Below are 13,244 nucleotides of genomic sequence, written 5' to 3'. Positions count from 1 at the left end.
CTGGTTTTCTGCAGCCGGAGAGGTTCCAAGGCAATCGGCGAATACAGAATTCTTAAGAAATTGCATCTACAGTTCAGAGGTAGTCATGATCAAGAAAATCGGTGTACTGACGAGTGGCGGTGATTCGCCGGGTATGAATGCTGCGATCCGTGGTGTTGTGCGTGCCGCGCTTTCGGAAGGTCTGGAAGTTTTTGGTATTTACGATGGCTACCTTGGTTTGTACGAAGATCGCATGGAACAATTGGACCGTTATAGCGTGTCCGATATGATCAACCGCGGCGGTACCTTTCTCGGATCCGCGCGTTTCCCGGAGTTCAGAGACGACAGCGTACGTGCCAAGGCGATTGAAAACCTGCAAAACCGCGGTATCGATGCGCTGGTAGTGATTGGGGGCGACGGTTCCTATATGGGCGCCAAACGTCTGACGGAGGAAGGTTTCCCTTGTATCGGTCTGCCGGGCACCATCGATAATGACGTGGCCGGCACCGACTACACCATCGGCTTCTTCACCGCGCTCGAAACCGTGGTCGAAGCGATTGACCGCCTGCGCGACACCTCATCTTCACATCAGCGTATTTCCATCGTTGAAGTGATGGGGCGTTATTGTGGCGATCTGACGCTGGCGGCGGCCATCGCCGGCGGCTGTGAATTTATCGTGTTGCCTGAAACCGAATTCAACCGCGAAGACCTGGTCTGTGAAATCAAGGCCGGTATCGCCAAAGGCAAAAAACACGCGATTGTGGCGATCACCGAGCACATCTGCGATATCGATGAACTTGCGCGTCATATCGAACAAGAAACCAAGCGCGAAACCCGTGCTACCGTGCTGGGGCATATTCAGCGCGGCGGTTCGCCGGTGGCTTACGACCGTATTCTGGCTTCCCGCATGGGCGCTTATGCCATCGAACTGCTGTTGCAGGGTTATGGCGGCCGGTGCGTCGGTATCCAGAACGAGAAGATGGTGCATCACGACATCATCGATGCGATCGAAAACATGAAGCGTCCGTTTAAAGGCGACTGGCTGGATACGGCGAAAAAACTGTACTGATCTCCTTTCAGTCCGGCAATAACGAGCCTCCGCGTGCGGGGGCTTTTTTTTGCTTGTTGCGGTTATATTCCAGAATCGTCTAGCCCAAAATTTTTTATTCTTTAATTGGAGAGAGAGTTTCTGGCAGGCTCTGATGCTAAATCAACCGATTGAGGTTGCGATTATTTTTCCTGGGAGAGCGAGTCGATGCGTAAATGGGGTGTAGGTCTGACAATAATGCTGCTGGCGTCCGGCGCCATGGCGAAAGATATTCAACTGTTGAACGTTTCATACGACCCGACGCGTGAGTTCTATCAGGAATACAACACCGCATTCGGTAAATACTGGCAGCAGCAGACCGGCGATAAAGTGACTGTGCGTCAGTCGCATGGCGGTTCCGGCAAGCAGGCCACCTCGGTGATTAACGGTATTGAGGCCGATGTGGTCACACTGGCGCTGGCCTATGATGTGGATGCCATCGCCGAGCGTGGGCGCATCAACAAAGACTGGATCAAACGTCTGCCGGACAACTCCGCGCCTTATACCTCGACCATTGTGTTCCTGGTGCGCAAAGGCAATCCAAAACAAATTCACGACTGGGCCGATTTGATTAAACCAGGCGTGTCGGTGATTACACCGAATCCGAAAACCTCCGGGGGCGCGCGTTGGAACTATCTGGCTGCCTGGGGTTACGCGCTGCACCACAACAATAACGATAAAGCCAAGGCGCAGGAGTTCGTGAAAAACCTGTATAAAAACGTTGAAGTGCTGGATTCCGGTGCGCGTGGCTCAACCAATACTTTCGTCGAACGCGGTATCGGCGATGTGCTGATCGCCTGGGAAAACGAAGCGTTGTTGGCGGAAAAAGAGCTGGGCAAAGACAAGTTTGAAATTATCACCCCGAGCGAATCGATTCTGGCGGAGCCTACCGTCTCAGTGGTAGATAAAGTGGTCGATAAGCGCGGCACTCGCGATGTGGCTACGGCTTACCTGAAGTATCTTTATACGCCGGAAGGGCAGACCATCGCGGCGAAAAACTACTATCGCCCGCGTGATGCGGCGGTGGCGGCCAAATTTGCCGACCAGTTCCCGAAACTGAAGCTGTTCACCGTGGATGATACCTTCGGCGGCTGGACTGAAGCGCAGAAGGTGCACTTTGCCACCGGCGGCGTGTTCGACGAGATCAGCAAGCGCTGATGCTTTTGTGACTGCAATAAAAAACCCCGGCATGCCGGGGTTTTGTTATTTATGAGCCGAATGAAATCAGGCTTTTTTAGCGGCTGCAGCGGCTTTGACGATCACGGCGAAAGCGTCAGCTTTCAGTGATGCGCCGCCAACCAGCGCGCCGTCGATGTCCGGCTGGGTGAACAGCTCGGCAGCATTTTTATCGTTCACGGAGCCGCCGTACTGGATGATCACTTCTGCAGCGACGGCTGCGTCCTGCTTGGCGATGTGATCGCGGATAAATTTGTGTACTGCCTGTGCCTGCGCAGGGGTAGCGGACTTGCCGGTACCGATGGCCCACACGGGTTCATAAGCGATAACGGTGCCTTTGAACGCTTCAGCACCCTGAGTTTTCAGCACGGCGTCGATCTGGCGTGCGCAAACTTCCTCGGTTTTACCCGCTTCGTTTTCTGCATCGGTTTCACCGATACACAGCACCGGGATCAGACCGGCCGCTTTCAGCACGGCAAATTTTTCGGCGATCGCCGCGTCGGTTTCTTTGTGGTAAGTGCGGCGTTCGGAGTGGCCGATAATGATGTATTGCGCGCCTACATCTTTCAGCATGTCAGCGGAAACTTCGCCGGTGAATGCACCGGACAGGTTCACGTCTACGTTTTGTGCGCCCAGAGCAATGCGGCTGCCAGCCAGAGCGTGCTTGGCCTGATCCAGGTACATTACCGGCGGTGCAATAGCGACGCCACAACCGTCAACGCTGCTCAGTTCATTGCGCAGAGCGGCAATGAGTTCGTTAACCATGTGAGTGCTGCCGTTAAGCTTCCAGTTACCCATAACTAATGGATGACGCATGTTTTTTCCTCCAACAAGGGAACGCGAGAGTCGAAATAACCACTGCCGGACCGGCAGTTTACCTGGCCAACAGTATAGAGATGATTAAGCGCGAAGGCTTTGCTTTTCGTCATTAAATGCCGTGCTGTTAAGGCTCGGATAGCGCCAGCTTAACCGGTTCAACCGCGAAAGTTATCCCTTTATCGCCGTTGTCCGATACCACGTAGCGGATCGCGCCGACCTGCTGTTGGTGGAAGCGTGAGCCTTTGCCCTTTTCCAGCAGGCTGGTTACTTTGGCCAGGCTTTGTTCCACCGTCAGCACAGGTTCAAATTGGCGCATCAGCGCAGCCATGTAGTTGACGGCAACGCTGCGAGCAGCCTTCTCTTCGCTGCTTTGTTGCAGCGGCAGGTGAGTGATCTGCAGCGTTTTGATTTTACCGGTGCCTTTTTCCAGCGCGGTGGAGGCATAGAGGTTTTCATTCAACTTGCTGGCGGCGCGCGTCAGCAGTGGCGAGTCATCTTCTGCGGTTGCGATGGCGCGAAATTCGCCGATCGGCAGCGTTGGATTATCGCGGTTGTATTTTTCGCGAAATTTTACCACCGTCAGATCAAACGTCGGTGCACCGGCCAGCAGGTACGGTGCGGTGGGCGAAGCACTGGCGGCGGCATCCGGAGGATCGGCCCAGGCGTTGCCGATACTTAGCAACAGGCAGGCGAAGGCGGTGGTTTTTCTCAGCATGGCATACATGGCATCAAGAACAAAGATGGCTCCGATTAAAGCGATAACCAAGGGGGATTGTCAAAGATTCCGCGCCATTATCGCTTGCTGACAGGAAAGCTGTGCGTTACTCCGCGTAATGCAGGGCGTTAATCTCTGCCCAGCTGCGCCTATGTTACACTGCGCGACAGAATATGGGCAGGCAAAGAGCACAGGAATCGATGACGTTACAGCAGTGGTGTTTTTCTTTTAAGGGCCGCATCGGGCGGCGTGACTTCTGGATCTGGATGGGGGCCTGGCTGGTATTGATGGCCGTAGCCTTTACTTTGGCGAACTACCAACTGGTGGCGATCCAGTCGATCGCATTCTTTATTGTTGCGTTGCTGTGGCCAACGGCGGCGGTGCTGATCAAACGCCTGCACGATCGTAACAAGGCCGGCTGGTGGGCGCTGTTGTTGATACTGGCGTGGATGTTGGCGGCGGGCAATTGGCAGATGCTGGCGCCAATCTGGCAGTGGGGCGTCGGGCGTTTTATCCCGACGCTGATTATCATCATGATGATGATTGATCTCGGCGCCTTTGTCGGCACTCCAGGGAACAACCGTTTCGGCCCGGAAGCCGAGCCGGTCAGGTTCCGCAGTAAATAACCCTGTGGGGTTACCAGTAGTGCTCGCTGGTCATATGGCCCGGCTTGCGGCGCAGGTGCTTGCGCATCTGCCGCTGATCCTTCAACGTCTGCTGGGTATCTCGCACCATCTGCGGGTTACCGCACAACATGACGTGGCAGGTTTCGGCATCAAGGGGCAGCCCCACCGCCGCTTCCAGCCGGCCGTCTTCGATCAGCGCCGGCACGCGTCCGGTCAGTGAACCCGCGGCGTCTTCACGGCTGACGACGGTCTGAATGCGCAGTTTACCGTTGTAGCGCTGCTGCAATTGCTGCATCAGCGGCAGGTAGCTGAGATCGCGCGCAAAGCGGGCTGCATGCACCAGCACCACATTTTTGAAGCGCTCCAGGTCTTTGCCTTCCTGCAGGATGGACAGGTAAGGGCCGATGGCGGTGCCGGTCGCCAACATCCACAAAGTGTCGCATTCCGGCACTTCTTCCAGCACGAAGAAACCGGCGGCCTCTTTGGTCACCATCACTTCCGAGCCCGGCCGCAGCTGATTGAGCCGTGGGCTCAGTTTGCCTTCCGGCACGGTAACCAGGTAAAACTCCAGATTCGGATCGCTGGGGGCGTTGACGTAGGAATAGGCGCGCTGCACGCGCTCACCGTCAACTTCCAGCGCCAGTTTGGCAAATTGCCCGGCGGTAAAGGTATCAATAGGGGCATCGACGGTAATGCTGAACAGCCCGTCGGTCCACTGCTCTACCTGCGTAACCTTGCCATTAACCCAGTCAGCCATACTCTAAAGCTCCAATGGTCGAATCAAATAAGCGCAATGTCGTGAGCCGGAAATGGCATGCGCAGCGCGTTCTATCCGGTAGCCGTGGCCAAACAGGCGGTGAAACAGCCGCAGTTCCGAATTGCACAGGCTGCTGCAGGCGGTGGCCGCCACGCCGATCGGGCAGTGGTTTTCCACCAGCAGCATGCCCTGCGGATGTTCGAACAGCTCGGCCAAGTAACCATCGTGCTGCCGCAGGCGCACCAACCGGGCGAGTCGGCCCTGATGGCTGGTTTCTTCCGACAACTCTTCGGCATAGCGCTGATAAAGCTTTTCTTCACGCTCGCTAATCAGCTGTTCCACCCCTTCATCGCCAAACAGCGGGTGGGCGGACTCCAGCAACGCCGTGGCAAGCGTATCGTGGCAATCGGCGAACTCGGCGTGGCCCTGATGGGTCAGCGACCAGTAACGCGTGGGGCGGCCCACTTTGGTTCGCGCCTCTTCGTAGCAAACCAGCTCACGTCTTTCCAGGGATTGCAGATGCTGACGAATACCCATTGGGGTGATGTCCAGACGCTCAGCCAGCATTTTGGCGGAATGCGGCCCCAAGGTTTTCAACTGCAACAAAATCAGCTCTGGTGTTTTCATGAACCAAATCCCTATGGTGTTATTTTATTTCAATATGATGAAAATAATTATCGATTAAATGCTAAAGCCAAAATACGGCGAGTTCGCCATTTTTACCCCTTAAGCGTTAGACGTACAGTTTAATTTACGAGGCTGGTTGCCTTTGCTGCCAGTGTGACCGGGATCAATATCTGTCTGAAACTCGCTAAAAAAATCAGATTTGTTAGCTTATGCCGCCATAGAGGGCTGCTCGCCGTTCTGGCTCAATCTGGAGTCATACCGAGACGCTATGACGAGTTAATACGTTAACGAAGATAATGAGAAAAATAGACAACTTTCACCTGCTGGTGATGCTTACCCTGTTGGTGGCCGTCGGTCAGATGGCGCAAACCATTTATGTTCCCGTCATTGCTGACATAGCCCGAGATCTGTCGGTGCGCACCGGTGCGGTGCAGCGCGTGATGGCGGCATATCTGATGACCTACGGTTTTTCACAGCTGATTTACGGTCCTCTGTCGGACCGCATTGGCCGCCGCCCGGTGATCCTCGCCGGGATGATGATTTTCCTGGTTGGCGCTCTGGGCGCGCTCTTGTCCAATAGCCTGACGATGCTGGTCGCCGCCAGCGCCATTCAGGGCATGGGCACGGGCGTGGCGGGGGTGATGGCGCGAACCATGCCGCGTGATCTGTATGCCGGGACCTCACTGCGCTATGCCAACAGCCTGCTCAATATGGGCATTCTGGTGAGCCCGCTGTTGGCACCGATCATCGGCGGAGCGTTGGCGATGATCTTTGGCTGGCGTGCTTGTTACGCCTTCCTGTTGGCGCTTTGCGCCGGCGTTGCCTTCGCCATGTTCCGCTGGCTGCCGGAAACCCGGCCGCAACAGACAGAAAAACGGCGCATGTTGGCGAGTTTCGGCAAGCTGCTGGCGGACGGCACTTTCAGCTGTTATCTGGTGATGCTGATCGGTGCACTGGCGGGGATCGCGGTGTTCGAGGCCAGCTGCGGCGTGCTGATGGGCGGCGTGTTGGGCTTGAGCGGGCTGACCGTCAGTATCCTGTTTATCCTGCCGATCCCTGCCGCGTTTTTCGGTGCCTGGTACGCCGGCCGTGACGGCAAAACCTTCCACAGCCTGATGTGGCATTCGGTCATCAGCTGTCTGTTGGCTGGCCTGATGATGTGGATCCCGGGTTGGTTTGGCGTGATGAACATCTGGACGCTGATCGTGCCGGCGGCGCTGTTCTTTTTCGGCGCAGGGATGTTGTTCCCGCTGGCTACCACCGGCGCGATGGAGCCTTTCCCCTATCTGGCGGGGGCGGCGGGCGCCTTGGTGGGCGGTATGCAGAATATGGGATCGGGTTTGGCGACCTGGCTCTCCGCCATGCTGCCGCAGACCGGGCAGTTCAGCCTCGGCCTGCTGATGTTTGCGATGGCGCTGCTGATTTTGCTGTGCTGGTGGCCGTTGTCAAATCGTCTTCAGCATCAGGGACATACCGCATAAAACCAACAGGGCGCCAATGGCGCCCTGTTTAATTACAGCAGAAACTCGTGCAGCGCCGGATCTTTACGGTCCAGATAATGGGTTGAGCGAATGCGGCGGATAGTGCGGGACTTGCCGCGGATCAGCAAGGTTTCCGTGGTGGCCATATTGCCCTGGCGGCTAATGCCTTCCAGCAGGTCGCCCTTGGTGATGCCGGTGGCGGAGAAAATGACATTGTCGTTGCGCGCCATTTGGTCCAATACCAACACCTTGCCGGCCTCAATCCCCATCTCTTTGCACCGCACCAGTTCTTCTTCACCGATGCGGCGGTTCTCGGCGCTGTCGCCTTTCACCTGATGGCGCGGCAGCAGTCGCGCCTGCATATCGCCGTCAAGCGCTCGGATCACCGCAGCGGAAATCACCCCTTCAGGTGCGCCGCCGATACCGTACATCACGTCGACTTCGCTTTCCGGCATGCAGGTCAGGATGGAGGCCGCTACGTCGCCGTCAGGGATAGCGAAAACCCGTACCCCGAGCTGTTGCAGCTGCGCGATAACGCCGTCGTGGCGCGGTTTGGCCAGAATGACTACCGTCAACTGCGCCAGAGGCTTGTTCAGTCGGGCTGCGACCTGGTTCAGGTTTTCTGCCAGCGGCAGGTTGAGATCGATAGCGCCGCGCGCAGCCGGGCCCACCACCAGCTTTTCCATATACATGTCCGGCGCGTGCAGGAAGGTGCCGCGATCGCCCACTGCCAGCACTGCCAGCGCGTTGGGTTGACCCATGGCGGTCATGCGCGTGCCTTCGATGGGATCGACCGCGATATCCACCGCATCGCCCTGGCCGCTGCCGACTTGTTCGCCGATATACAGCATGGGCGCTTCATCAATTTCGCCTTCGCCGATCACGATGCGGCCATCGATATCCACTTTATTGAGCATAATGCGCATTGCGTTGACCGCAGCGCCGTCGGCGGCATTCTTGTCGCCGCGCCCCAGCCATTTGTAGCCCGCCAGCGCGGCGGCTTCGGTAACGCGGGAAAATTCGATGGCTAATTCACGTTTCATGGCAAAACCCGTTGTGAGAAAGGAAGAAAATATCGGCAAAGTTTATCACAGCAGGGCGGTGGCGGGGCGGGGCAAAAAAAACGCGCCGCCCGAGGGCAGCGCGTGATTCGGTCAACAACGCAAAAGGGCGTTAGTCGTGCTCTTCCCATGCCTGGGCACGGGCAACCGCTTTTTTCCAGCCGCTGTAACGGAAGTTACGCTCGGTGGTTTCAATGCTTGGACGGAACTCACGCTCGATAACGGCTTTGCTCTTCACCTCGTCCAGATCGTTCCAGTAGCCAATGGCCAGGCCCGCCAGGAAAGCTGCGCCCAGTGCCGTCGATTCACGCACTTCAGGACGCTCTACGCGAGTGCCGAGGATGTCGGACTGGAACTGCATCAGGAAATTGTTGGCAACCGCGCCACCATCCACACGCAGCGATTGCAGGCGGGTGTTGGAGTCAGCCTGCATGGCATCCAGCACGTCGCGGGTCTGGTAGGCGATGGACTCCAGCGTGGCGCGGATGATGTGATTGCTGTTCGCGCCGCGGGTCAGACCGAAGATGGCGCCACGGGCATAGGGGTCCCAGTAAGGGGCGCCCAGGCCGGTAAAGGCCGGTACTACGTAGACGCCGTTGCTGTCCTTCACCTTGGTGGCGAAGTATTCGGAGTCGGCCGCATCGCTGATCAGTTTCAGCTCATCGCGCAGCCACTGGATAGAGGCACCGCCGATAAATACCGCGCCTTCCAGCGCATAGTTCACTTCACCGCGCGGGCCGCAGGCGATGGTGGTCAGCAGGCCGTGGCTGGATCGAACCGCTTCTTTGCCGGTATTCATCAGCAGGAAGCAACCGGTGCCGTAGGTGTTTTTCGCCATGCCCGGTTGAACGCACAGTTGGCCGTACAACGCCGCTTGCTGATCACCGGCGATACCGGCGATAGGAATACGCGTGCCGCCTTTACCGCCGATATTGGTCTGGCCGTACACCTCGGAGGATGGGCGGACTTTCGGCAGCATGATGCGCGGAATATCCAGCGCTTCCAGCATGCGATCGTCCCAGTCCAGCTCATGGATGTTAAACATCATGGTGCGCGAGGCGTTGGTGTAATCGGTCACATGCACCCGCCCCTGGGTCATTTTCCACACCAGCCAGGTGTCGACGGTGCCGAACAGCAGCTCGCCGCGCTTGGCGCGTTCGCGGGCACCTTCAACGTTATCGAGGATCCATTTCACCTTGGTGCCGGAGAAGTAGGGGTCAACCACCAGGCCGGTGTTGTGACGAATGTACTCTTCCAGACCGTCGCGCTTGAGTTTTTCGCAGATCTCGGCGGTGCGGCGGCACTGCCAGACGATGGCGTTGTAAATCGGCTTGCCGGTCTCTTTTTCCCAGACGATGGTGGTTTCACGCTGGTTGGTGATGCCGATGCCGGCAATCTGATCGGAGTTGATGTCGGCTTTTGCCAGCACTTCTACCAGCGTGGAGCTTTGCGATGACCAGATCTCCATCGGATCGTGTTCAACCCAGCCGGCTTTCGGGTAAATCTGCGTGAACTCGCGCTGAGACACCGCAACGATGTTGGCATCGTGATCGAGCACTACGGCGCGTGAACTGGTGGTTCCCTGGTCGAGAGCGACAATGTATTTTTTTTCTACTGTCATGATCTTAATCCTGCTGTTGTTAACCGTTTTAAAACTGTGTCAATCACGCTTTGCGCTGCTGGGCCTTGGTAGCGGGTTCTTCTTCCTCTACGCAGACGTCGCACGGCAGATGGCGGCCAATCAGTGCGCGGTAGCCGAAGGCACCCAGGCCGGCACCGAGGATTGGGCCAAAGATTGGCACCAGGAAGTACGGGATGTCACGCGCGCCGGTGAAGGCCACTTTGCCCCAGCCTGCCAGATAAGCGAACAGTTTCGGGCCGAAATCACGCGCCGGGTTCAATGCAAAGCCGGTCAATGGTCCCATGGAGGCGCCGATAACGGCAATCAGAATACCGATCAACAGCGGTGCCAGCGGGCCACGAGGAATGCCGTTACCGTCGTCGGTCAGCGCCAGAATCAGGCACATCAGAATCGCGGTGATCACGGTTTCTACCAGGAAAGCCTGGCCGACGGAGATGTGCGCGTTAGGATAGGTGGAGAAGATACCGGCCAGAGCCAGGCTCTCGTCGCTGCCGCGCACCATGTGGTTGGCCGCTTCGAAATCGAAGAACAGGTTGTAATACAACCCGTAGACCAGGGCTGCTGCACAGAAGGCTCCGGCGATCTGCGCGACAATGTAAGGAAGTACTTTGCGTCCGTCAAAGCAGGCGAACAACCACAGCGCGATAGTAACGGCCGGGTTAAGGTGCGCACCGGAGATGGCAGCGGTCAGATAGATGGCCATGGCAACGCCCAGGCCCCAAATGATACTGATTTCCCACTGACCGAAACTGGCGCCTGCCAGTTTCAGCGCGGCAACGCAGCCTACGCCAAAAAAGATCAACAAACCGGTGCCGAGGAACTCGGCGATACACTGGCCTTTTAGGGTCGGACTGGTGGTTTGGCTCATAATGTTGTTGTCCTGCAAAAACGGCGGTTATAGGTTTATAGGCTCACTGGGATAATCCACCCGGCCTATGGGTACAGTTTTTTTCATCTCGTCCAATTATCAATTGAGGACGTGATGTAAATTTATCGTTAACGAACATAAACGAGAAATAGCGAAATCAAAATGTGTGTGCTTCGTCATAAAATTGAGCGAATTCGCGTCGTCCGGTGTTCTTTCTGCGCCATGAAAGTGTGATCTGACCAGTGGTTTGTCCGCCAATTGTTAACAAAGCGCTTTTTGTCCGGCGGGCATTTTCAGTTTTTGCTGATGGTGAAGGCAGGAAAATTGCAACAGACTTGCGCGATGAGCCGGTATGTTGCTAGACAGTCGGGGACAGGCTACTTACAATCGTTTTTATCGAAAGAAACGTTTTATCGAGACAGGCGCGTTTTTTCAATAAAAGCGCGTGTCACTTGGCGCGATGCATATTCGCAGCAGTTGCAACCGAGTTGCGGCCGTTAGCTATAGATGTACGCCTTGCTATCATGAGGGGACTGAAGAATGTCATTTGAAGTATTTGAGAAATTGGAAGCGAAAGTTCAGCAGGCGATCGATACCATCACCCTGCTGCAGATGGAAATTGAAGAGCTGAAAGACAAAAACAACACGCTGGCTCACGAAGTTCAGGCTGCCTCAGGCAACCACGAATCCTTGGTGCGTGAAAACCAGCAACTGAAAGAAGAGCAGCACGTATGGCAAGATCGCCTGCGCGCGCTGTTGGGCAAAATGGAAGAAGTCTGATTCCCTGATGCCAGGATCGAAAAGGGCGCCTCAGGCGCCCTTTTTCATCTCTGCGGATTACTCGATATCGAGCGGGTCCTCAGACAGAATGATCCCGGTATTGTCGGCATACAGATGATCGCCGGAGAAGAAGGTGACACCACCGAAGTTAACGCGGATATCGCTTTCGCCGACGCCTTCGCTGATGGCGCCCGCCGGAATGGCCGCCATCGCCTGAATGCCGATGTCCAGCTCTTCCAGATCGTCAACCTGGCGCACCGCCCCGTAAACCACGATGCCTTCCCATTCGTTCTGGGTTGCCAGACGCGCCAGCTCTGCGTTGATCAGTGCGCGACGCACCGAGCCGCCGCCGTCGATCAGCAGGACGCGGCCACGGCCGTTCTCGTCGAGCAGATCGAATAACAGGCCGTTATCCTCAAAGCATTTCACCGTGGTGATTTGCCCGCCAAATGAAGTACGCCCGCCAAAATTGGAGAATAGAGGTTCAACAACGTTCACCTCTTCATGATAGATGTCGCAAAGTTCGGAAGTATCGTATTTCATAGGATTTTACGTCTGTTTGCCGCTGGAATAACCAGTATATCCCTTTATTCGCCCTGTTGGCAAAATCATCAGTTTTTAACTGAGCGCCACGCCAATGGCGAACAGCACGTTGGCCAGCAGCGCCGCCTTGACCATATGCTCCAGCATGGGTCGCATGCCGGCCGGGGTCGGATCGCGCAGTACGTGCAGGCCATGACGCACCAACAACGGGATGGCCAGCACAAACAGCCAGCCCCAAAGGCTATGCAGATTAAGCAGTGTAAACAGAGCAAAGCACACCACCGCGCCGATCAGCAGCAGTGCGTGGTAATAGCGCGCCTTCTGTGGCCCGAGCCGCACCACCAGGGTATTTTTGCCGTTGGCGCGGTCGCTTTCGATATCGCGCAAGTTATTGATATTGAGTACTGCGGTTGCCAGCAGGCCACAGGCGGTGGCCGGCAACATCACGATGCTGTCGAAAGCGTGGGTTTGCAGATAGTAGGTGCCCGCCACGCTTAGCCAGCCAAAAAACACCAGCACCGAAATATCGCCCAATCCCAGATAACCATAGGGTTTATTGCCTACGGTATAGGTAATGGCGGCGACGATAGAAAGCCCGCCCAGCACCAGGAAACCTACAACGTCGCTGGGCTGCTCACAGCCGACAGCGATCAGCGAACAGCCCGCGATAGCAATCAACACCACCGTCACGACCAGCGCGCGTTTCATCTGCGCCTGGGTGATCACGCCTTTTTGCATGCCGCGCAGCGGCCCAATGCGATCTTCCTTGTCGCTGCCTTTTACCGCATCGCCATAGTCGTTCGCCAGATTAGAGAGAATTTGCAGCAAGCCGGCAGTCAGCAGCGCCAACAGCGCCACGCCGGGTTTCAGGCTGTCATGCCAGGCGGCAATGGCGGAACCGACGACGATCGAGGCAAAGGCCAGCGGCAGGGTGCGTGGTCGTAAACTTTCCAGCCAGGCTCTGGCCGGGGAGGTGGAGGTTGATGAGCTCATTTTTCGCTTCAGAGTAAGTGGCTGTGTCCGTTAGAAATAATTGTGGGAGGCAATGCCTCCCACACAGATGACCGACAGGACATGATTGAG

General features: G+C 56.4%; 14 protein-coding genes. 5 read left to right on the top strand and 9 right to left on the bottom strand.

Annotated elements, in window-relative coordinates; translation table 11 throughout:
* Positions 1-85 precede the first annotated feature (85 nt).
* Together pfkA and V2S86_RS24065 are read left to right on the top strand one after the other, a co-directional pair.
* The gene (gene pfkA, locus V2S86_RS24070; protein ID WP_037425599.1) at positions 86-1,048 is read left to right on the top strand and encodes a 6-phosphofructokinase; all 963 of its coding nucleotides are present in this window, start codon (positions 86-88) and stop codon (positions 1,046-1,048) included.
* 186 nt (positions 1,049-1,234) lie between these two features.
* Positions 1,235-2,224 carry a sulfate ABC transporter substrate-binding protein gene (locus tag V2S86_RS24065; RefSeq protein WP_330764453.1) on the top strand — a complete coding sequence of 330 codons (990 nt, stop codon included), beginning with the start codon at positions 1,235-1,237 and terminating at the stop codon, positions 2,222-2,224.
* A gap of 66 nt (positions 2,225-2,290) precedes the next feature.
* Here V2S86_RS24065 and tpiA read toward each other — a convergent pair whose 3' ends face one another.
* Both tpiA and V2S86_RS24055 read right to left on the bottom strand, forming a co-directional pair.
* Complete coding sequence (tpiA, locus tag V2S86_RS24060) at positions 2,291-3,058, bottom strand: triose-phosphate isomerase (protein WP_004953219.1); 768 nt, start codon at positions 3,056-3,058, stop codon at positions 2,291-2,293.
* A 127-nt stretch (positions 3,059-3,185) separates the two neighbouring features.
* Complete coding sequence (locus V2S86_RS24055; protein ID WP_330764452.1) at positions 3,186-3,776, bottom strand: DUF1454 family protein; 591 nt, start codon at positions 3,774-3,776, stop codon at positions 3,186-3,188.
* Positions 3,777-3,976: 200 nt separating this feature from the next.
* Here V2S86_RS24055 and V2S86_RS24050 point away from each other — a divergent pair, with 200 nt between their 5' ends.
* Positions 3,977-4,402 (top strand): DUF805 domain-containing protein, encoded by a 426-nt coding sequence (locus tag V2S86_RS24050; RefSeq protein WP_330764451.1) that lies wholly within the window; start codon positions 3,977-3,979, stop codon positions 4,400-4,402.
* Between the two features lie 10 nt (positions 4,403-4,412).
* Here V2S86_RS24050 and fpr read toward each other — a convergent pair whose 3' ends face one another.
* Together fpr and V2S86_RS24040 are read right to left on the bottom strand one after the other, a co-directional pair.
* Positions 4,413-5,159, bottom strand: a complete 747-nt coding sequence (gene fpr, locus V2S86_RS24045) for a ferredoxin--NADP(+) reductase (protein ID WP_330764450.1) — start codon at positions 5,157-5,159, stop codon at positions 4,413-4,415.
* A gap of 3 nt (positions 5,160-5,162) precedes the next feature.
* Positions 5,163-5,786: a helix-turn-helix transcriptional regulator gene (locus tag V2S86_RS24040; protein WP_330764449.1), complete on the bottom strand. Its 624-nt coding sequence runs from the start codon at positions 5,784-5,786 to the stop codon at positions 5,163-5,165.
* A gap of 296 nt (positions 5,787-6,082) precedes the next feature.
* On the opposite strand from V2S86_RS24040, the gene emrD reads away from it, so the two are divergent.
* Complete coding sequence (gene emrD / locus V2S86_RS24035) at positions 6,083-7,267, top strand: multidrug efflux MFS transporter EmrD (RefSeq protein WP_330764448.1); 1,185 nt, start codon at positions 6,083-6,085, stop codon at positions 7,265-7,267.
* 32 nt (positions 7,268-7,299) lie between these two features.
* Here emrD and glpX read toward each other — a convergent pair whose 3' ends face one another.
* The 3 genes from glpX to V2S86_RS24020 all read right to left on the bottom strand — a co-directional run bounded on the left by glpX (position 7,300) and on the right by V2S86_RS24020 (position 10,838).
* Positions 7,300-8,310 (bottom strand): class II fructose-bisphosphatase, encoded by a 1,011-nt coding sequence (gene glpX / locus V2S86_RS24030; RefSeq protein ID WP_126486037.1) that lies wholly within the window; start codon positions 8,308-8,310, stop codon positions 7,300-7,302.
* 130 nt (positions 8,311-8,440) lie between these two features.
* Positions 8,441-9,949, bottom strand: a complete 1,509-nt coding sequence (gene glpK / locus V2S86_RS24025; protein WP_330764447.1) for a glycerol kinase GlpK — start codon at positions 9,947-9,949, stop codon at positions 8,441-8,443.
* Between the two features lie 43 nt (positions 9,950-9,992).
* The gene (locus V2S86_RS24020) at positions 9,993-10,838 is read right to left on the bottom strand and encodes an MIP/aquaporin family protein (RefSeq protein WP_004953195.1); all 846 of its coding nucleotides are present in this window, start codon (positions 10,836-10,838) and stop codon (positions 9,993-9,995) included.
* Positions 10,839-11,378: 540 nt separating this feature from the next.
* Here V2S86_RS24020 and zapB point away from each other — a divergent pair.
* Positions 11,379-11,618, top strand: coding sequence for a septal ring assembly protein ZapB (gene zapB / locus V2S86_RS24015; RefSeq protein ID WP_330764446.1), 240 nt, complete (start codon positions 11,379-11,381; stop codon positions 11,616-11,618).
* A 57-nt stretch (positions 11,619-11,675) separates the two neighbouring features.
* Here zapB and rraA read toward each other — a convergent pair whose 3' ends face one another.
* The gene (rraA, locus tag V2S86_RS24010; protein WP_126486031.1) at positions 11,676-12,161 is read right to left on the bottom strand and encodes a ribonuclease E activity regulator RraA; all 486 of its coding nucleotides are present in this window, start codon (positions 12,159-12,161) and stop codon (positions 11,676-11,678) included.
* A gap of 75 nt (positions 12,162-12,236) precedes the next feature.
* Entirely contained in the window at positions 12,237-13,154 is a 918-nt protein-coding gene (locus V2S86_RS24005) for a 1,4-dihydroxy-2-naphthoate polyprenyltransferase (RefSeq protein ID WP_330764445.1), read from the bottom strand.
* Positions 13,155-13,244: the final 90 nt, after the last annotated feature.

Source organism: Serratia sp. C2(1), from assembly GCF_036352655.1.
GTDB classification, from domain to species: domain Bacteria; phylum Pseudomonadota; class Gammaproteobacteria; order Enterobacterales; family Enterobacteriaceae; genus Serratia; species Serratia inhibens.
The sequence above is the reverse complement of the archived record's forward strand: the minus strand, read 5'-3'. Positions and strand labels throughout refer to the sequence as shown.